This window comes from Sphingobacterium sp. CZ-2 (assembly GCF_004526235.1).
GTDB lineage: Bacteria > Bacteroidota > Bacteroidia > Sphingobacteriales > Sphingobacteriaceae > Sphingobacterium > Sphingobacterium tenebrionis.
In genome coordinates this window covers 3,390,853-3,411,408 of the sequence record NZ_CP038159.1, presented here as the reverse complement: position 1 = coordinate 3,411,408, position 20,556 = coordinate 3,390,853, and the positions used below count along the sequence as shown (strand labels likewise).

Annotated in this window: 13 protein-coding genes; 11 read left to right on the top strand and 2 right to left on the bottom strand. The window is 39.0% G+C overall.

All coding sequences use genetic code 11. The features are described from left to right. The 7 genes from E3D81_RS14895 (at position 1) to E3D81_RS14865 (ending at position 13,839) form a co-directional block, all read left to right on the top strand. Positions 1–1,593: a SusD/RagB family nutrient-binding outer membrane lipoprotein gene (locus E3D81_RS14895; protein ID WP_134778010.1), complete on the top strand. Its 1,593-nt coding sequence runs from the start codon at positions 1–3 to the stop codon at positions 1,591–1,593. An 8-nt stretch (positions 1,594–1,601) separates the two neighbouring features. Then, entirely contained in the window at positions 1,602–2,471 is an 870-nt protein-coding gene (locus E3D81_RS14890) for a DUF1735 domain-containing protein (RefSeq protein WP_134778009.1), read from the top strand. Positions 2,472–3,071: 600 nt separating this feature from the next. Continuing rightward, positions 3,072–6,134, top strand: coding sequence for a SusC/RagA family TonB-linked outer membrane protein (locus E3D81_RS14885; protein WP_134778008.1), 3,063 nt, complete (start codon positions 3,072–3,074; stop codon positions 6,132–6,134). A gap of 5 nt (positions 6,135–6,139) precedes the next feature. Then, a complete protein-coding gene (locus tag E3D81_RS14880; protein ID WP_134778007.1) occupies positions 6,140–7,639 on the top strand; it encodes a SusD/RagB family nutrient-binding outer membrane lipoprotein in 1,500 nt (499 codons plus the stop codon). Positions 7,640–8,288: 649 nt separating this feature from the next. Beyond that, positions 8,289–11,459 (top strand): SusC/RagA family TonB-linked outer membrane protein, encoded by a 3,171-nt coding sequence (locus E3D81_RS14875; RefSeq protein WP_134778006.1) that lies wholly within the window; start codon positions 8,289–8,291, stop codon positions 11,457–11,459. A gap of 19 nt (positions 11,460–11,478) precedes the next feature. Further along, on the top strand, positions 11,479–13,020 hold the full coding sequence (locus E3D81_RS14870; RefSeq protein WP_134778005.1) for a RagB/SusD family nutrient uptake outer membrane protein: 1,542 nt from the start codon (positions 11,479–11,481) through the stop codon (positions 13,018–13,020). An 18-nt stretch (positions 13,021–13,038) separates the two neighbouring features. Further along, a complete protein-coding gene (locus E3D81_RS14865) occupies positions 13,039–13,839 on the top strand; it encodes a hypothetical protein (protein ID WP_099366386.1) in 801 nt (266 codons plus the stop codon). Positions 13,840–14,073: 234 nt separating this feature from the next. Here the strand turns inward: E3D81_RS14865 and E3D81_RS14860 are convergent, their stop codons facing one another. Continuing rightward, positions 14,074–15,132, bottom strand: coding sequence for an Mrp/NBP35 family ATP-binding protein (locus E3D81_RS14860; RefSeq protein WP_099367248.1), 1,059 nt, complete (start codon positions 15,130–15,132; stop codon positions 14,074–14,076). Between the two features lie 114 nt (positions 15,133–15,246). Between E3D81_RS14860 and E3D81_RS14855 the strand changes: the two genes are divergently transcribed. Together E3D81_RS14855 and E3D81_RS14850 are read left to right on the top strand one after the other, a co-directional pair. Further along, a complete protein-coding gene (locus E3D81_RS14855) occupies positions 15,247–17,325 on the top strand; it encodes a transglycosylase domain-containing protein (RefSeq protein WP_134778004.1) in 2,079 nt (692 codons plus the stop codon). A 2-nt stretch (positions 17,326–17,327) separates the two neighbouring features. Next, positions 17,328–17,891 carry a phosphoribosyltransferase gene (locus E3D81_RS14850; RefSeq protein WP_099367250.1) on the top strand — a complete coding sequence of 188 codons (564 nt, stop codon included), beginning with the start codon at positions 17,328–17,330 and terminating at the stop codon, positions 17,889–17,891. Here E3D81_RS14850 and E3D81_RS14845 read toward each other — a convergent pair. Further along, positions 17,869–18,459, bottom strand: a complete 591-nt coding sequence (locus E3D81_RS14845) for a DNA-3-methyladenine glycosylase I (RefSeq protein ID WP_245153232.1) — start codon at positions 18,457–18,459, stop codon at positions 17,869–17,871. The two genes, E3D81_RS14850 and E3D81_RS14845, sit on opposite strands and share 23 nt — an antisense overlap. Before the next feature lie 25 nt (positions 18,460–18,484). On the opposite strand from E3D81_RS14845, the gene E3D81_RS14840 reads away from it, so the two are divergent. Beyond that, positions 18,485–19,459: a DUF4271 domain-containing protein gene (locus tag E3D81_RS14840; protein ID WP_134778003.1), complete on the top strand. Its 975-nt coding sequence runs from the start codon at positions 18,485–18,487 to the stop codon at positions 19,457–19,459. A 10-nt stretch (positions 19,460–19,469) separates the two neighbouring features. Continuing rightward, complete coding sequence (locus E3D81_RS14835; protein WP_099367252.1) at positions 19,470–20,237, top strand: uroporphyrinogen-III synthase; 768 nt, start codon at positions 19,470–19,472, stop codon at positions 20,235–20,237. Positions 20,238–20,556 lie beyond the last annotated feature (319 nt).

The following is a 20,556-nucleotide window of genomic DNA, read 5'->3' as shown; positions in this document are numbered from 1 at the left end:
ATGAAAAAAATAATTAAATATATATTTACAGGGGCCTCGGTACTTTTCCTGGCTTCATGTAACAACTTTTTGGATGTCAATGACCCAAATCCAAATTCAGCGACCTCATCTACTCCTGAACTGGTGCTTCCGCAGGCAATAACCTATATGGCAAATAATTTTGTAACATATAGTGATTATGGTAGAACAATTGTTTATATCGCTAACGCAGGCGGATATGGTGGTTGGGGAACCCAATTCACTTATGATTATACAAATGCATCATTTAATGGGATGTTCACTAGCGTATATGATAATATTTTAGATTTTAATTATGTCATCAATAACAGTGATGCATCATCAGGACCGTATTTCATAGCAGCTTCTAATATTTCAAAAGCATATTTGTTTATGAATTTAGTAAATGAATACAATGATGTGCCGTTTACTGAAGCTTCTAAAGGCTCTGATTATCTAACTCCTAAATATGATAAACCGGAAGATGTTTATAGAGGTATAGTTACGATGCTGGATGAAGCTATTGCTCAAATAAAAGCTGTTCCACAAGGGTCGGCTAAATTATTGGGGCCAGCAGATGTATTGTTCAAAGGAGATATGAATAAATGGATTCAGTTCGCGAATACTATCAAATTGAAATTATACGTGTTTGCTCATGGTAAAAACATTTTCACTGGAAACCCTTCATTTTCTCCTGAGGGATTTATAACGGATGATGCGCAAGTTAATCCTGGTTATCAAAAATTGGATGGGAAACAAAACCCGTGGTGGAATAGGCATCATTCTGATTTCAATCAATCCGCTCAAATCGCATATGGTAGACAGTATATTCCCAACACATTTACTTTACAATTTTATAATGGTAATAAAATAACAGATGAGGGTAGAGGAAAAGCAACTTATCGATTGTGGCCAAATGTTGCAACTAACTTTATGGGGAATGCACCGACTCCCGATAATTTGCCAACAATTGGTGGTACTTTAGGTAGTAGTCCATTCTATATTGGGACACCAGGTGCTTCAACGGGGGGCGTCAATACTATCGGTACATTAAAAGGATTGGCAATGTCTCAACCCATAATGTTGGCTGCGGAAAGCTATCTTTTACAAGCCGAAGCTATGGTAAATGGAATTATTTCTGGAGATCCAGCTTCGACGTTTAAGTCAGGAATCGAAGCGTCCTTCAAATATTTGTATAAAGGAGCTGACAATGCTATTGCTTCCGGAAAAAACCCAGTTCAGGATGCTGCGAAATATATAGCGGACAATTCAACCTCTCCTTTGGTTAATTTTGCGTTAGCATCGAGCACCGCCCAGAAAATTGAAGCTATAGTTACACAGAAATTTATTGCTCACAATAATATTGGTGGTCATATCGCTTGGCAGGATTTTCGCAGAACAGGTTATCCTTCAATTGTGTTAAATGGTTCATCGTCACAGACTTTTGTTTCGACAAAATCTAATGCAACTACAGTCGATAGATTACCTGGACGAGTTTTATATCCAACATCAGAGTTCACACTAAATGCAGAAAATGTTCCTCAAAATGTAACTGTATTTGGATCTTATGTATTTTACGATCGCCGTAATAAATAAAAAATATAATGAGAAATTACTATAAAATAATACTTGGGGTAATCGGGATGTTTTCATTGACTTCTTGTCTTAAAGATGAAAATGTATTATCCCCTGAAAATGGAAATAAAAAGAACATTGTTGAATTTTATAATGTGACCTCTCCGGTCTCTCCTGGGACTGCACCTTATATAATGTATGTGCCAACTACATTAGAATCGGTCCCAGAAGCTGAGTTTGAAATAGCAATTAGTTATTCAGGTGTAGAAGAGGGAGCGCCACAAGATATCGTAGTCAACCTTGAGCCTACGGGGGATATTGTGACTACATACAATGCAAAAATGGGAACTAAATATAATCAACTTCCAACTAACTTGTTTGAATTTCCTTCATCTGTTACAATCAAGCAAGGAGAGAAAAGAGCTTATGCGAAAGTAAAAGTGAAACCAAGTTTGATGGATCAATCCAAAAGTAATGTGATTGGTGTTAAAATAACTTCCGCTTCCCATGGGATAATTTCAGGAAATTTTAGTTCTGTTATTTATTCTCTACCTATTAAATCTATCTGGGATGGAACTTATACTGTTTCGGTAAGTAATGATTATGGCACAATTGATGCAAATGTAGGAACCTTTACTGAACCTGGTGTTCGGTTATCGACTGTTGGACCAAATCTTTTAAGAATTGGTGCATTATGGTATACTTATTCTGGTTATACTGAATATCAATTTAATGCAAATAATACTTCAATAACTGGAATTACTGCATTTAGCGGTTCCTTACGACCTGCAACGATTGATAAAATTGTTTTAGTTGATCCTGTGAATAAGATTTTTGAAGTGCATTGGACGGCCATTGGTCGGGGAGTAAAAGAAAGATATGTGCGAACCGGAGACTAATTATTTTAATATATAATAGTTTGAGTTTGGGATGTCATTTTTAATGACATCCCTTTTTTGTTACAAACTTTTTGTAATTTTTTTGAAATAAGAAAAACCAATTTAGCTGAATAAATACCAAAGGTAATTTCCCAAATATTATTCGGAATAATAATTGGTTGTTAAATAATTATAAAATTATTATGATTAAATAGTGAATAATATATTAAATCAACCCATTTTTTTACATATTAAATTCTGCCATTAATTTTTGCATTTTTTTAAAGCTATCTTACACGATTTATCCTATTTATTGACCTAAAATAAATAGTTGCGCAAACAACTCATTTTTAGTAATATAAAAACCTAAGATGAACCTTGACAATCCTATTATTTTATCAATTTAAGTCAAAATATTATTTCAAAAAGACTTTGTCGACAATATTTATCCTACTCCTCAAAATCAGGTTTTCACAACAACTTTTACCCCAACCAATTGTTAAATTTTAAATAAAATTTGGACTTGTTTGTTGAATATTTAAACAAACTCTATATTTGACCACTGTTTAACAAAATTTAACAACTCCTGTTAAGAATAATTTAATTAATAACTAAACATCTATGAAACAAAGATTACTCAGCTTAATTTTTGTGATGACCTGCCTGGTAGGGGTAGCGTTCGCACAGAATCGCCAAGTGAGTGGGAAAGTGACATCGGCAAGTGAGGGTGCTCCGCTAAGTGGAGTTTCCGTAACGGTTGCAGGATCAACGACTGGTACCCAAACTGATGGTGATGGTAATTATACCATCTCCGCTGCAAACGAATCCACCTTGATTTTCTCATACATAGGTTATGAGACTCAACGTGCTCGTGTCGGCGAAAAAACAACCGTAGATGTAGCAATGGTAGCTTCTGATAATGCCATTGAAGAAGTATTGGTTACCACAGCTTATGGTATCAAGAGATCTGCAGCATCTACCGGTTATTCCAACCAAACCTTAGACAGCAAAGCCTTGACAGAAGGTAAGGTGGTTAACCTGGTTACAGGTTTACAATCAAAAGTAGCAGGTCTACAGGTAAACTTATTGAACAATGGGGTAAACCCATCTACTCGTGTGGTATTGCGTGGTAACCGTTCTTTGTTAGGTAATAACCAAGCATTGATCGTTATCGATGGTACACCTGTTCCAAACAGCATGCTGGCAGCCTTGAACCCGAACGACATTGAGTCGACTACGGTATTGAAAGGTGCAAATGCCGCTAACCTTTATGGTTCCGAAGGTGTAAACGGGGTATTGATCATTACCACCAAAAAAGGTGCTAAAGGATCTGCTGTTATCAATTTCTCTAATACTACCTCCTTAGAATCCGTTTCTTTTCTTCCAAAAATGCAGGACAAATTCGGTAATGGATATGACCTAGATACGTATGTCCCTTACGAAAACACCTCTTGGGGTCCAAAATATGATGGAAGTGAAGTGGTTGTTGGTCCTACTTTGGTGAATGGTAACGAATGGAAATTACCTTATTCTTATATCAAAGATGAAAAGATGAACTTCTGGGATTTAGGAACAACTATCCAGAATGATGTTTCTGTTTCTGGTGGTGATGATAATGGTACTTATTATGCAAGTTTCCAGGATGTAGTTCTTAAAGGTATTGTCCCTAAAGACAAGAACAGAAGAACTGGTGGACGTTTTAATGCTTCCCGTAAGTTTGGAAACCTGACTTCATCTTTTAATTTGAATTATGCTTATCAAAATCCTGATATGACTGTATCGGGTGTATATGATAACCTATTGAACGTTCCTCAAAACGTGCCTATTACCCAATTGAAAGATTGGCAGAACAATGAATTTGCTACTCCTGATGGTTATTTCTCCGGATATTATATCAATCCATATTTTGGAATTGATAACAACCGTAGAAATACACGTCAAGAAACATTCAATGGAAATTTGGAATTGAAATATGATTTTGCTGATTGGTTATCCGCAACATACCGTCTAGGAAACTATGCGTTCAATACCAACTACAAAGAATATAATGCGAAGGTTTCTTATACCAAAGCATACGATAGACCTACTGATAATCCAGGTTCGGTTACTGACCGTTCCGATAACGTCAATAGATTGAACTCCGATATTTTCGTGCAAGCACAAAAGAAAGTAAGTGATTTCGATCTAGGATTTATTTTAGGTAATACCGTTAGAACCGACTATACCAAATTCAACTCGATTACAGCCAATGCATTGGTTGTTCCAGGATTATATAATGTGTCCAACCGTTTGGGCGAAGCTACAGTAGGTTCTGATTATACAAAAAGAACGACTGTCGGCTTGTTCGGTCAGATTGATGTGAACTACAAAGACATGTTATACCTGTCGGTAAGTGGTAGAAATGATTGGACTTCTGTTTTGGATGAAACAAAAAGAAGTTACTTCTATCCAGGGGTATCCTTGTCCTTCATCGCATCGGAAGCATTTCCTTCCATCAAAGAAACTACGCCTATTAACTTCTTGAAGTTATATGCTTCAGGTAATAGAACAGCGAATGTTAACTTAGGTGCTTACAACCTACAGACAGCATTTGATATCGCTCCTGGTTTCCCTTATGGCAATAGACCTGGATTTACAGTTGGTAATACCTTCGCTAATCCAGATTTAAAACCAGAATTTGTAAACTCTTATGAAGGTGGTATCCAATTGGGCATGTTCAACGACAGGTTGAATTTTGAAGGTACCTATGCATACAGTATCTCCGATGGTCAGATCATCCCGATCTCTACTTCTTGGGCAACAGGTTATGATCGTGCTTATGTAAATGCTGGTACAGTAACCAATAATACCATCGAATTATCTCTAAGAGGTACACCGGTATTAACCAATGACTGGAAATGGGATATTGGTATGAACTTTACGCATTACGATAACAAGGTTACCGATCTTTACCAAGGTTTGGATGAGATCCCATTGGGAGGTTATGCAAACTCCGCATATGTTTATGCAGTGAAAGGTGAAGCGTATCCGGTAATCAAGACTACCGCTTACGAGCGCGACCCGCAAGGAAGAATTGTTGTTGATAAAGAAACAGGTTACCCTGTTCGTGCCGCAGCGATGAAAATCATGGGACAGACCAATGCGCCTAAGAACTTTGGTTTGAACACTTCTGTTCGTTACAAAGAATTAACGCTTGCCGCACAATTGGATTACCGTACAGGTAATGTATTCTACAACCGCGTAGGTAATACCAACAATTTCACCGGTTTATCATGGGAAAGTGCGCAGTATGACCGTCAGCCATTCGTGATTCCAAATTCTGTTTACCTAGAAAATGGTAATTACATCGAAAACACATCGATCAAAACACAAGATGGAGGATTTGAGTATTGGTACAATCAACACAATACCATCCAAGAAAACTACGTTAAAGATGCTTCTTTCTTAAAACTAAGAGAGGTTTCATTAACCTATAGCTTGCCTTACAGATGGTTGGAAAACCAAAATGTAGTTAAACGTGCTTCTATAGGTTTGGTTGGTCGTAACCTATTCATGTGGTTGCCAAAAGAGAACATCTACACCGATCCAGAATTCAGTTTCACGGATGGAAACAGTCAAGGTATTTCTGATATGATCAATCCTCCAACCAGGATTTATGGTTTTAATCTTAATATTACATTCTAAGAACAATGAAAAAGATTTTCAAATATATAGCTGGTATTGCGATAGCATCGACTGTACTGGCAGGATGTGGAAAGGGGTTTTTGGACATAAATGAGAATCCGAATAGACCCGTTACTGCAACACCTAACCTGATTTTAACATCGGGTCTAAATAGAACATCAGCCTTAGTTAGTACCACTTTAAATGAGATTGGATCGGTTTGGGCAGGGTATTGGGCGCCAGCAACCGATTATTTATGGTATATCAACAATAAGCAGTATAACGTAACGCCTAACTTCGGTACGGCTGTTTTTGAAACGTCATTTGATATCCTAAGTGATTTCCAAGCGGTTCAGGATGCTGCAGTAGCAGCAAACATGAACTATTACCAAGGTATTGCAGGTATCATGAAGGCATACCACTTCCAAAATTTAGTGGATGCCTATAATAATGTGCCGTATACCGAAGCATTGAAAAACACGCAGAACATCCGTCCCAAATATGATGAAGGTCAGGCAATCTATGATGATTTGATCAAACAATTGGATGCAGCTATTGCGTTGATCAAATCTGCTCCTGAAACGGAAGCTAAACCTCAGGGGGAAGATATCTATTTTGCAGGAAATATGACCAACTGGATCAAGTTTGCCAATACGCTGAAATTGCGTATCCTATTGCGTCAATCGGAAATACCTGGAAAGGACGCGACCATCAAAGCCGAGATTGCGAAAATCTTGTCTGAAGGTTCTGGTTTTAGTGATGCAGGAGTGTATGGTCAGCCAGGATACACTTCTTCGACAACCAAGATGAACCCGTTCTGGGAAGGCTATTATGCCAATTCCGCTGGGTCGGCTACCAGTAACTATAAAGCGACTAGACCTACAAAATACATTGTCAACAATTATTTGTCAAATAATGACCCGCGAATTGATCAAATGTACCTGAAGGTCTCTGGAGCATTTAAAGGTATTGAATTGGGAAGAAATACCGGGGACTCAGAAGCGGCTTTATATAAGTCATCAGTTACCTCTGCATTTCTTACCAATGGTGGGATCCTGAAAAGTGCAACACAAAAAGCAGTTATTATGCTGCCTTCTGAAAGTCTGTTCTTACAGGCCGAAGCAGTGGCTAGAGGATGGATGACGGGTGATGCAAAAGCATTGTACAACAAAGGTATCGAAGAATCATTCGTGTTCTTAGGTGTGCCTAATGCAGCTGCAGCTGCTGCAACCTATGCTGGACAGGCAATCAATAAAGTAGGATATGATGCCTCTACCAATAAAGTGGAAGCCATTATATACCAAAAATGGTTGGCCTTGAACAGTATCAGTGGTTGGGAAGCATGGACAGAATTTAGACGTACTAAATTCCCTACAGACAACCCGCTTTCATTAAACGCTATTAAGCCGATCCATCCTAAAAGATTGGTTTACCCTTCTTCTGAATATGGTAGAAACGGGGATGAAGTAAAAAAACAAGGAGATATCGATACGTTTACCTCTAAGATTTTCTGGGATACGAAATAGAGATAACTCTTGAAAAATGAATAGATTAGGGCCGACAAGTTCAATTGTCGGCCTTTTTTGTAAATCCCCATTTTTAAATGAATATTTCCTGTCAAATTTTAAAATTTTCCAAATAATGCATAATTGTTACAATTACGATTTAATCCATTTTCTGCAACCGTCTAATTGAGTTTATGAAAATCATTTTGTTGACGATATAAAATTCTGTGTTACATTATTTAGCTGTTTTAGAAGTTGTTTTTTTTGAAAAAACTTTGAATTAAAATTTTGCTAATATAATATTATACGTTATTTAATACTTCTTGCAATAATACCATCCTATCCATAAAAAATAATTCACGTTTTAATAATATTCAAGTAATATTCAATCCTCTGAAAAACAGAAGGATAATAGCTGATTTTACCCCACTTTTTAGTATTATGTTTATCATTTTTTGCCATTTTTTTATTAAATATAATCTATGCATTAAAAAAATTATAGAGCAAAATAAAATAGGTTGAATTAGCAACTTTTTAGAGGATAGTTTTATCAGGATTTGAATTAACAGCGCATTAATTTGTTGAATAATTAAACAAAGCCTATATTTGACAATTGTTTAACAAAATTTAACAGTCTCTGTTTTAAAAATTTTAATTATTAAAAAACTTTATGAAACACAAATTACTCAGCTTAATTTTTGTGTTAACATGCCTTATTGGGGTAGCGTTTGCACAAAATCGTCAAGTGAGTGGTAAAGTGACATCTGAAGCAGATGGAACACCGCTTGGCGGAGTATCAGTAAATTTGGTCGGCACAAGTACGGCTACACAAACTGATGCTTCAGGAAACTACAGCATTTCTGTTGGGGAAAATGCTACACTTAACTTTTCGTATGTTGGTTACACCAGCAAACGTGTTGCGGTAGGTACTCAAACTACCATTAACGTTTCTTTGACAGGATCAGACCAAGAATTGGATGAGATTTTGGTTGTTGCTTATGGTACAGCTAAAAAATCATCGTTTACAGGATCTGCTTCGACCGTTAAGTCAGATGTTATTGAAAACCGTTCCATCTCAAGTATTACAAAAGCATTAGATGGTGCTGCTCCAGGTGTGGTTTCTACCTTAGGTACTGGTCAGCCAGGTTCAAATGCAACAGTGCGTGTTCGTGGTTTCGGATCAATCAATGCTTCTTCAAATCCTCTATATGTTGTTGATGGTATTCCTTTCGATGGCGATTTGAACTCCATCAACCCTAATGATGTGGAAAGTTTAACCATCTTGAAAGATGCAGCAGCATCTACTCTTTATGGTTCTAGAGCAGCGAATGGGGTGGTGATGATCACTACAAAATCTGGTAAGAATACGAATGGTAAAATCAACATTAACTTCAAAGCTAATGTGGGTGTAAATTCTAGAGCAGTGGGAAGATATGATGTGATGAATTCACAAGAATATCTTGAAACTGTATTCCAATCCTATAAAAACCGTGAAATCTTTTTGTTAGGCGTTTCTGAATCTGAAGCGGGACAAAATGCAGTAAACAAAATGAAAGGTACTGTAGATCCAATTTTTGGTCTTAACGAGCAATATAACCCATATAATGTTCCTGTTGATCAATTATTCGATCTAGCTACTGGAAAAATCAACCCTAATGCTTCTTTGAAATGGGAAGATAACTGGTTAGACGAGGTGATGGCAAACAATCCTGTTCGTCAAGAATATCAATTTGATGCTTCTGGTGGTTCTGATAAGTTTAAAGCTATGGCATCTATGAACTACTTGAAAGACCAAGGCTTATTGAAAACTACGGCTTTTGATCGTTATTCTGGTCGCTTGAACAACGAATTCACACCTGTTGATTGGTTTAAAGCTTCTTTGAGTGGTAATTTCTCCAAAACATCATCAAATATGTTGAATGCTACAGGTTCATCAACTTCGAACGTATGGTATTCTGCTGAGCAAATGGCTCCAATCTATCCGATCTGGGAACGTGATGCTGATGGTGGATATGTTTTGGATGCAGATGGTGAGCGTTTATTTGATTATGGCCCGAACCGTGCTTCAGGAGCGCAACAAAAATTCAATTCCATCGCCGTATTATACGATGATAGATATTTTGACTTCCGCGATAATGCCGGAGTTCGTAGTACCATCGAATTCAATACAAGAGATGAAAAATATGGTGCTTTCCAAGGTTTTGCTTTAGCATTCAACCTAGGAACTGACTATGTTTCTAATGCATATACCTATTATTACAACCCGTATTTCGGTAATGCGGCAGGATCGGGACGTTTGAATAAGGAATGGACTAAAACATTCTCTTATACTTTCAACCAGTTATTGACGTATAACCGTTCTTTCGGACTACATAACGTGGATGCCTTGATTGGACATGAAAGCTATGCTTTTAAATTCAATTTATTATCTGGTCAAAAAACAGGTTTCCCTTTTGGTGGAATCTTTGAATTGGCTCCAGGTTCTTCTATTACAGGATCTGACTCTTACGAGAATAACGAAACGCTTGAGTCTTATTTCTCCAGAGTACAATACGATTATAACAACAAATACTTCCTTTCTGGTAGTTTCCGTACAGATGGTTCTTCTCGTTTTCATGAAGATATCAGATGGGGTAACTTCTGGTCATTAGGTGGTGCTTGGAAAATTTCTGAAGAAGAATTCCTTCAAGGAAATGATTGGATCAACAGCTTAACCCTTAAGAGTAGCTATGGTGAGCAAGGTAACAATGGTTTGTTAACTGCATCTGGATCTCAAGCATATTATGCTTGGCAAGCTTTCTACGACCTAACCTACAACAATGGTAACAGCAATGGTGCTGGAGTGGTGTCAGTAGAAAACAAGAAAACTTCTTGGGAGAAAAACAGAAACTTTAACGTAGGTTTTGATGGACGTTTCTTAAACGACCGTTTAACCGTGACTTTCGATTGGTTCTCCAGAAAAACTTCCGATATGTTATTAAACCGTCCATTAGCCCTTTCTTTAGGATTTGATGGTTATTTTGATAATATCGGTGATATGGAAAACAAAGGTTTTGACTTATCGATCGGATATGATATTTTGAAAGACAATGGCGTGTTGTGGAATGTGACTGCAATGGGTTCAAAAATCAATAACAAAGTCATCAAATTAACGGATGAAAATAAAGAGATCATCGGTGGTTCTTCTATTATTCGTGAAGGTGAAGCGATCAACTCATTCTATATGGCTAGAAGTGCAGGGGTTGATCCAGCAACAGGTAGCCAATTATACTGGGTATACGACAATAAAGCTGACGAAACAGACTTAAGCAAACACTACATCTCTAGTGATAAAAGCAAAGCTGCAGCAAGCCGTATCATCCAAGGTAACCGTATCCCGAAAATCAGTGGTTCATTGTCAACCAATGTAGCTTACAAAAACTTTGATTTCTCTATGATGACTACCTATTCAATTGGTGGTAAAATCTACGATGTAATCGGTTACAACTACTACAACCCATTGTATATTGGTAACAATTTCTCTCGTGAGATCTTGAGAGCTTGGAAACAACCAGGAGATATCACAGATGTTCCTCGTGTACAAAAAGAAGATACGCATACCTTAACTGACAGAGCGTTGGTAGATGCATCTTATTTTGCTATCAAAAACATTTCTATCGGTTATACTTTTGGATTTGAACGTTTCGGTCTGAAATCATTGAGAGTATTCGCACAAGGTGATAACTTGGCCATCTTCTCAGCACGTAAAGGTCTGAATCCACAATACAACTTTACTGGTACAACAGATTATTCTTATTCACCGAATAAAACAATTGCTGCCGGAGTAAATGTTAAATTTTAATATTTAATTGAAGATAATCATGAAAAAATTAATATATGCTTCTATTATTTCTTTAGCATTAGGTATGACCTCATGTAAAAAGGATTTCTTAGAAACAAGCCCTACCGATAGAATTGATGCGCCAACTATGTTGGAGAATGCTGATGGTGCACAGGTTGCCATGAACGGTATCTATCGTATGTTATACCTTAGTGGTTGGTCTACTGGTAATACAGACCAGAACTTTGGTATCATGTCTACCAAATTGTATACTTCCCTAATGGGAGAGGATATGGTTCAGGACGCGCAAGGAAACGGATGGTTCTATTTTGACTATAAATTCGATGTTCGTAGTCGTTACACAGCTACTACTTGGAGATCGTATGCAACTTGGAACTTCTATTACACCTTGATCAGTAATGCGAACTATATCCTAGCAGCGGAAACTACCGTAACAGGTGATGCTGATAAAATTGAGAATGTAATGGCTCAAGCACGTGCCATTCGTGCGTACGCTTATTTCCAATTGATCCAAGCATTCCAACAGACTTACAAAGGCCATGAATCTGCTCCAGGTGTACCTTTGTATACTGAACCTACTACTTCTTCTTCTCAAGGAGCTGGTAGAGGTACCGTGGAAGAAGTTTACACGCAAATCAATAAAGATTTGGATGATGCCATTACCGCTTTCGCGAAGAATAAAGGATTGCAGTTGCAAAAAACCAATATCGATTATTATTTAGCTAATGCGATCAAAGCAAATGTTTCTTTGGTTCAGAACAAATGGGATGATGCAGCTAAATATGCAACGGAAGCTTTAACCAAACCAGGTTTGGCAATGATTTCTGGTGATGATCTATTATCAGGTTTCAATAATACCGGTTTGAAAAATGTACTTTGGGGCGCTGAAATCATTGCGGATCAAGCAACTGTCTATGCTTCATTTTTCTCTCATATGGATGCTTCTGCAGATCGCTATGCAGCATCTTCACGTAAATGTATTTACAACTGGTTGTATGATCAAATTCCTGCTTCCGATATTCGTAAGCAATGGTGGAATAATCAAACTGATGGAGGTGAGGCAGAAACAAAACCTTATAACCAAGTGAAATTCAGATATGCTGATAAAGCGTCTGATTTGGGAGATTATATCTTCATGCGTGCAGAAGAAATGCAATTGGTAAAAGCAGAGGCTTTAGCAAATGCTGGACGTTTAGCGGAAGCAAAAACAGCGCTTGAAGATTTGTTGAAACTAAGAAACCCATCTGGTTACCAAGCTATGTTAGCGAATGTGACCATGTCTAAAGATTTGACCATGGGATCTATCGGAGCTCCAAGAACGTTGATGGACCACATTATTCTTCAAAGACGTATTGAACTTTGGGGTGAAGCAGAACGTGCATTCGATATCTTACGTTTAAAAACTGGATTTGATAGAAAAGCTGGAAATACCAACCACTCTTTCTTCGTAAACTGGAATACATTAGAACCAGCGAATAAAGAAATGATCTTGACCATTCCTCAAAAGGAATTTGATGGTAATAAAAGTTTGGATGCTACAAAGGATCAAAACCCAATGTAATTATATAATTTGAATAAAATGAAAAAGAATATATTAAACGCTTTAGGGGTCTTTGCTCTTGTGTTAAGCATGACTTCTTGTGACAAAACAGAGGGACCTTTGTACCAAGGACCGGAAGACAAAATCAGCTTCATGAGTGGTACTACAAGTCTTGCAATGGAATCTGGTGTGTTGGAAATCCCTGTTGGACGTACTTCAACAGCTGGCGACCTTTCTGTTCCTGTTACCCTTACAGCAACTGGAGCAGGATATACAGACGTGTTCCAAGTGGCTGGTCCAGTTGAATTCAAAGCAGGTGAAGGTAAAGCTTATGCTAAAATCAATTACGGAGATTTCTCTAAAATTGACCCTAGTACCCTATCTGTTTCTGCAGTAGGAACGGATGTTAGGGCTGGTTTGGCTTTCCCGATCTCTCTTAATATTGATGATAAAAACATCAGCTATAGCAATATCAAGAAAATCAATATCAATGCTTCCAATATTTTGACTTTTGAAGATTTAGGTACTACTAAATTGGATTCTAAAGGAGGATGGGAAGGCGCTGTATTGGATGTTAAGATTCAAAAAGCACAAGGTGCGAATGTGTATAAAGTGGTGAACCCATTTGGTGGTGGTAGCTTTGCATTCATGATTAAATCCGACGGTAAAACCTTGACTTTCCCTAACCAAGTTATCTATAACCATCCTGATTATGGACCGGTTTCTATGACGAATGTTACAGGTACGGTATCTGGAAAAACAGTTACTATTAATGTTGCTGGTTACAATGTATCTGCTGGATCCTTTGGTTCTGGTGTGGAAATATTAACATTACCATAAAGAAAAACTAATAATAGTTTGAGTTTAAAATAAGAAGCTGCCCATTTGGGCAGCTTTTTGCGTTCTTACTGAAACCATACTGAAAGCATGGTGAAAGTATGTAAAATGTATGTTGAGCATATTAAAACATGCTTTACGCATGCTTTAGCCCTATTTTTTCAACGAAAACAGCCTTTTACCATAGAAAAACACCACATTTTTCAGGTTATAATACATCAAAAGAATTTTAGAAAATTACCTATTCGCTAAGATACTCAGTTCCTGTGCTACCCTTCCAGCTAGCACCCCAAAAGCTGCTGCCACAGGATCATCGCCATCCAAGGCTACCGGAAAACCGTTGTCTCCAGCATCCGATACCGATTTCACCAAGGGGATCTCTCCCAAGAAAGGCACCTGATTATCTGCCGCCAAACGTTTTCCTCCATCCTTACCAAAGATGTAGTATTTATTTTCCGGCAATTCTGCAGGCGTGAAATAGGCCATGTTCTCTACCACACCAATAATAGGCACCTGAACACCTTCCATCTGGTACATCGCCATGCCCTTGATCGCATCCGCTAATGCGACCTGCTGTGGGGTTGTTACAATCACAGCGCCAGATATCGGGTAGTTTTGGGCTACGGTGATGTGAATATCTCCAGTGCCAGGAGGCATGTCTACGACCAGGTAATCCAAATCGCCCCAATCCGTATCATTGAACAATTGCTTGATGGCAGAAGTCGCCATCGGTCCACGCCAAGGAATAGGTTGGTTTGGATCTGTAAAAAATCCGATGGACAATAATTTCAAACCAAATCGTTCGATAGGAACGATCTTGTTCTTTCCATCTGGAGTCTGTGTTGATTCGGGGCGAGCATGCTCTACACCAAACATCATAGGGACCGAAGGACCATAGATATCCGCATCCAACAGGCCTGTCTTTGCGCCCGAATTGGCCAAGGCAATCGCCAGATTGGCTGCCACGGTAGATTTACCAACACCACCTTTTCCAGAAGATACCAAAACAATGTTCTTAATGTTTTTTAACTGCGCTGTTTCTACCGCTTTAACACGGGCGGTCATATTGATCTCCACTTCGACTTCCTTGGAAACAAAAAGAGCAATCGCATTCTTGCAGGCATGTTCAATATGGCCCTTCATTGGGCATGCTGGAGTGGTCAACACCACATCAAATTTTATCTTATTCGGGAGGATTTCAATGTTCTCAATCATGTTGAGGGTAACCAGGTCTTTCTTTAAATCCGGTTCTTCCACATGACTTAAGGCATCAAGGATCTGTTGTTTCGTAATCATTTGTAAATATTAAGAATTACAAAACTAACTAAACCTACTCAATATCATGTCATCAGGATGTTTTTAATGTTTTTTACCTATTTTTATCAAAATTCAAGGTACGATATAGACGATATGACGGCAAATAATAACAAGTCCTTTCCAGCTTTCGGTTTTGTGAAGAAGAAGTGGTTTATCATTAGTGTTAGTGTTGTACTGGTTGTTTTATTGGTTGGTTTGATCTGGGGGCTTTCCGTTCGGGGTGCCATGTTGGATAAGGCGGTAGGGAAAGTCAAACAGAAACTGAAGGACGATTACCAATTGAATTTTGAAGTCGGCGATTATCAATTCTCCGGACTGACTTCTGTGGATTTTAACCGCATCAAAGTAGTTCCGGATTCCGCTGAACAATTGGCAGCCATCGATAAATTTGAAGTGTCGGTTAAGGTATTTCCGCTATTGTTCGGGGATATCCGCATTGCCAATATGGAATTGGTAAACGCAGATATTAGCCTGGTCAAAAAAGACAGTACTTCCAATTATGATTTTCTGTTCCGTAAAAAGGTAGATAAAGATAGCACGGATAAAAAAGAGGATGTCCGGACATTGGCAGAACGAGTAGACCATCTCTTTCAACAGGTTTTCGACAAGGTGCCTACCAACATGAGCTTGGAGAACGTCAGTCTTTCCTATACAGATAGCAGCTCTACCCAAGAAGTTCATATACCGAAAGGAGAAATCGATAATGGCGATTACAATATCGATGTTTTCTTGAACGACCAAGAAGCAAAATGGAATTTTGCAGGGAATGTTAATCCGAGCAAACAGACTTTAAGTGTTGCGATATCCACTGAGAATAAGGGGGTTGAAGTTCCATTCATTGCTCAAAAATATGGTCTGCATGTGAGTTTCGACGAGCTTTCCTTCCATCTGGACGATGTTTCCCGCAAAGGGAAAGATTACTTGCAGGTCGTAGGTGGTTGGGACACGAAAAACCTGAAGGTATTCCATCGCCGTTTATCCTTGGAGCCTGTGCTATTACCGGCAGGTTCCGCCGATGGTGGGATCCTGATTTCGGAAAATACGGCCGAGCTGATGCCGGGAACTAAGGTGAAAGTGAAAGACTTTGAATTTGAACCGCATGCTAAATTTACTCGCAAGCCCAAGAAAATATTAGGATTGGCCGTACATACGGGTAGTTTTAAGGCGCAGCATTTCTTTGATGCCCTACCAGTGGGATTGTTTGAAAACCTGGATGGTATTCAAGTGGATGGCAATATTCAATATGACATGGATTTTGAAGTGGACCTGGATGATCCAGATAATTTGAGCTTCAGTTCCAAGATCGATGATTCCCAGCTGAAAGTCGTTAAATGGGGCAAGGCAGATATCGCCGCCCTGAATGGACCTTTTGTGTATGAAGCTTTTGAGGATAGTGTGAAAATGCGTGATATTATGCTGGATGCTACCAATCCTAATTTTACACCGCTTAATCAAATTGCACCTATCCTGAAGAAAACTGTCCTGAATACCGAAGATCCATTTTTCTATAAACATAACGGCTTTGAATTGGAAGCTTTCCAGCTATCCTTGGTGACTAATATCAAAGAGAAAAAATTCAAAAGAGGGGCAAGTACCATCTCCATGCAGTTGGTGAAGAATCTTTACCTCAACCGTAATAAAACCATGATGCGTAAGTTTGAGGAGATTCTGATGGTTTGGTTGATGGAACAATCCAAACAAGTGAGTAAGGACCGCTTGTTCGAGATTTACCTGAATGTAATCGAATGGGGTAAAAATGTGTATGGGATTGCCGAGGCATCCAAATACTATTTTGGTAAGACACCCGCAGAATTGACCATAGGCGAGAGTCTTTACCTATCGAGCATTATCCCGAGACCAAAAACAGGACTTTCGTCCTTTGATTATACCGGTCACCTGAAACCTTGGGTGCTGAAGCATTTCAATACCTATGGCTACATCATGACCAAAATGGACCAGTTGCATGATGAAAATGTGCCTGCAAACTATGGTTTCTACCAGGTTCAGTTGCAGCCCAATCTACGACCTCCACGTCCGGCTGGGGTGGTGGATACCAGCGCAAGCAGCGAGAGCATCCATGATATGGCCGATGAGATGGATAGGGAAGAGGAGCTACGTAAAAAATTATTGGAAAAACTTTTTGGTAAACAGCCACAACAAGAAGAAAACTAAGCATGAAAAATATCAGTATAGACGATTTGCATTTTGAGCTGATGCTCGATTATGAACAGATCCAGAAAAGGATCCGCTTGATAGGTATTGACATGAACCTTCGGTATGAGGATAAACACCCTGTTTTCATCGGCGTGCTGAACGGCTGTTTTATGTTCATGGCAGACCTGATGAAGCAGATCCATATTCCCTGCGAGATGTCCTTTGTTAAGCTGGCCTCCTATGAAGGAACGAGCCAAGGATCGGTACACGAACTGATCGGGGTAGGGATGTCCTTGGAAGGTAGGCATGTGGTGATCGTGGAAGACATCGTCGATACCGGCAATTCCCTGGTGCATACCATTGAAGCTTTAGAGAAACTGGGCGTGGCCAGTATAGCGGTTGCCACCCTTTTGTTAAAACCCGAGTGCCTTTTGTACAGTTTCGACAACATCATGTATGTTGGATTTGAGATCGAAAAGGAATTTGTTGTAGGGTATGGTCTAGATTACAATGGACAATGTCGCAATCTGCAGAATATCTACCGTAATATAGACCCTCCGGCTACGATCGGAATGAACAGCTAAGCAAATGGTCGTTGACCATGCCTACTGCTTGCATGTAAGCATAACAGGTGGTGGAACCGAAGAATTTCATTCCCCTTTTTTTCAGGTCCTTGGATATGGCATCGGAGATGGCAGTCGTCGTAGGTGCGCCTTTTAGTGTTTCTAACTGATTGATGATGGGTTCCTGGTTGGGCATGAAACTATACAGGTAATTGTAGAAACTCCCGAACTCTTTTTGGATCGCCATGAATATTTTTGCATTGTTGATACTGCTGTTGATCTTTCCACGATTACGGATCACTCCAGGATCCTGTAATATCCGTTCTACATCCTCATCCGTAAATTCAGCGATCTTATGGTAGTCGAAATTCGCAAATGCGTTTCTATAGCCTTCCCTTTTACGCAAAATGGTGATCCAGCTCAAACCTGCCTGTGCCGATTCCAGGATCAGGAATTCGAATAAGGTGGCATCATCTTTTACCACTTTCCCCCATTCCTCATCATGGTACTTTTGGTAAAGGCTGTCTTCGCCGCACCAGCCACATCTAATAATTTTATCCTCAGCCATATTTTCAATTTCTAAACCCATTATTTTGTTCTAACTTTACGAATACATGAAACAATCGCTCGCATTAAGTCTATTTGTGTTTATCCTCAGTTGGATTTTCCAACCACATGCGCAGGCTTTTGTTCAGGTGCCGTTGCAGGATAGCATCCAAGCTGTTGATAGTGTAGCCATTCGAGATTCTATAGCACGAACTGCTTTTTACAATAGCCTGGATAATGAGCTTAAATATAGTGAAATCATCGTGCATCCAAAGCAGGAGGTCAATTTTGCGAAGGAATATGTAGCGGCCATCTACAAGCAGGGTAGGCATGATCTTCTTTTTGGCATGGATACCGGAGGGCTGGACCAATCGGATACCTCCGTGCATATGGGAGGAAAGAAACATGATCGACCAATATGGGTGATTTTCGTGGTCGGTTTTCTTTTCCTGATCTTGGCCGTTCTGCGGATCGTATTTCCGGTGGAACTGAAGATCATCGTGGATGCCTATTACAAAGAAAGACTGCTGCAACAGGTGAGTAAGGAGGATAACCTCGCCACTTCTTGGCCCTATATCTTTTTATATGTCGTGTTCAGTTTATCCCTTGGTCTGTTTGTCTGTATCCTGGTGTCGAGCTTCAGCGACAAAAACTATTTAAGCTTCGAGAATTTCCTCAAAAATTCGGCTTTTGTGGCCATACTTTTTATTGCCAAGATATTATTAATACGTTTTGTTTCTTTTATCTTTTTGTTAGATAAGATTGTTAGAGAATACATTGCGGTGCTGTATCTGGTATACTTTAACAGTATGTTTTTTCTCATGCCATTCCTCTTAACGGTAGTATTTGTACCTGTTTCTTACTTTTCTACCATTGCGATTATCTATGTGATTTTGGTGATTCTGCTATTCTCTTACCGCTTTTTGAGAACGGCTTTTCACTTGTTTGGGAATTTCCAGTTTTCAATATTTTATTTAATTCTTTATCTTTGCAGTCTCGAACTCGCACCTATTTTAATATTAGTGAGGGCGCTAAGTAATTAAGACAGTATTTATGCAGATTGATGTAGAAAGAGCCAAAAAAGTAAAGAGCATACTTGTTACTTTACCAAAACCAGAAAATGACAAATCTCCCTACTTCACGCTAGCCGAGAAATATAACCTGAAATTGGATTTCAGAGGTTTTATTCATGTCGAAGGCGTTTCCGCGAAGGATGTCAGAAAAGAACGCATTAATTTTGCAGACCACACCGCAGTGATCTTCACCAGCAAGAATGCGGTGGATCATTTCTTCCGTGTATGTGAGGAAATGCGTTATGAGGTTTCTGCAGAGATGAAATATTTCTGTATCTCTGAAACTATCGCACTTTATCTTCAGAAATATATCCAATACCGTAAACGTAAGATTTTCTTCGGAAAACAAACGGCCAAGGATCTGGAAGATGTGCTTAAGAAACACAACAAAGAGAAGTTCCTTTTCCCATGTTCCGATATGGCGAATGAGGAGACACAGGCTTGGTTGAAAGAGAATGGTTATGATTTTACCCCCGCGGTATTGTTCCGTACGGTGATTTCGGATATCAAGGATCTGAAGGATGTTTTTTATGATATCATTGTGTTTTTTAGCCCGACCAGTGTGCAGTCTTTGTACGAGAACTTCCCTGATTTTGTGCAGAATAATACGAGGATCGCAGCTTTTGGATCCAGTACACAACAGGCTTTATTGGAACATGATCTGATCTTGGATATCCCGGCCCCAACGCCAGTAGCTCCAAGTATGACCATGGCTATTGAGCAGTATATTAAACAAGTTAATAAATAATTTTTTCTCGTCATTGCGAGGCTCTCCGTCATTGCGAGGAGGCACGACGAAGCAATCTTCCGCCGTCATTGCTTCGTTCCTCGCAATGACGCGTTCTTCTCAATGACGCGTTCTTCTCAATGACGCGTTCTTCTCAATGACGCGTTCCTCTCAATGAAGCGTTAAACGCAATTCCGTTTTAATCCATCACAACGACCTCTTTTTCCCACCTTTCTTGTCAGAAATTTGACAGAAGTCATTTTTTAAGAATAAAATTCTAATTAATTTGCTGATATTTCGAATTAATAGGTACCCGCATACCCTCAGGTACATTTATTGT

Coding starts and splice junctions, on each gene's coding strand:
- E3D81_RS14875 (WP_134778006.1), top strand. CDS start 8,289: ATGAAACACAAATTACTCAGCTTAATTTTTGTGTTAACATGCCTTATT.
- E3D81_RS14895 (WP_134778010.1), top strand. CDS start 1: ATGAAAAAAATAATTAAATATATATTTACAGGGGCCTCGGTACTTTTC.
- E3D81_RS14860 (WP_099367248.1), bottom strand. CDS start 15,132: ATGATTACGAAACAACAGATCCTTGATGCCTTAAGTCATGTGGAAGAA.
- E3D81_RS14840 (WP_134778003.1), top strand. CDS start 18,485: ATGAAACAATCGCTCGCATTAAGTCTATTTGTGTTTATCCTCAGTTGG.
- E3D81_RS14845 (WP_245153232.1), bottom strand. CDS start 18,459: ATGGGTTTAGAAATTGAAAATATGGCTGAGGATAAAATTATTAGATGT.
- E3D81_RS14855 (WP_134778004.1), top strand. CDS start 15,247: ATGACGGCAAATAATAACAAGTCCTTTCCAGCTTTCGGTTTTGTGAAG.
- E3D81_RS14865 (WP_099366386.1), top strand. CDS start 13,039: ATGAAAAAGAATATATTAAACGCTTTAGGGGTCTTTGCTCTTGTGTTA.
- E3D81_RS14870 (WP_134778005.1), top strand. CDS start 11,479: ATGAAAAAATTAATATATGCTTCTATTATTTCTTTAGCATTAGGTATG.
- E3D81_RS14880 (WP_134778007.1), top strand. CDS start 6,140: ATGAAAAAGATTTTCAAATATATAGCTGGTATTGCGATAGCATCGACT.
- E3D81_RS14850 (WP_099367250.1), top strand. CDS start 17,328: ATGAAAAATATCAGTATAGACGATTTGCATTTTGAGCTGATGCTCGAT.
- E3D81_RS14885 (WP_134778008.1), top strand. CDS start 3,072: ATGAAACAAAGATTACTCAGCTTAATTTTTGTGATGACCTGCCTGGTA.
- E3D81_RS14890 (WP_134778009.1), top strand. CDS start 1,602: ATGAGAAATTACTATAAAATAATACTTGGGGTAATCGGGATGTTTTCA.
- E3D81_RS14835 (WP_099367252.1), top strand. CDS start 19,470: ATGCAGATTGATGTAGAAAGAGCCAAAAAAGTAAAGAGCATACTTGTT.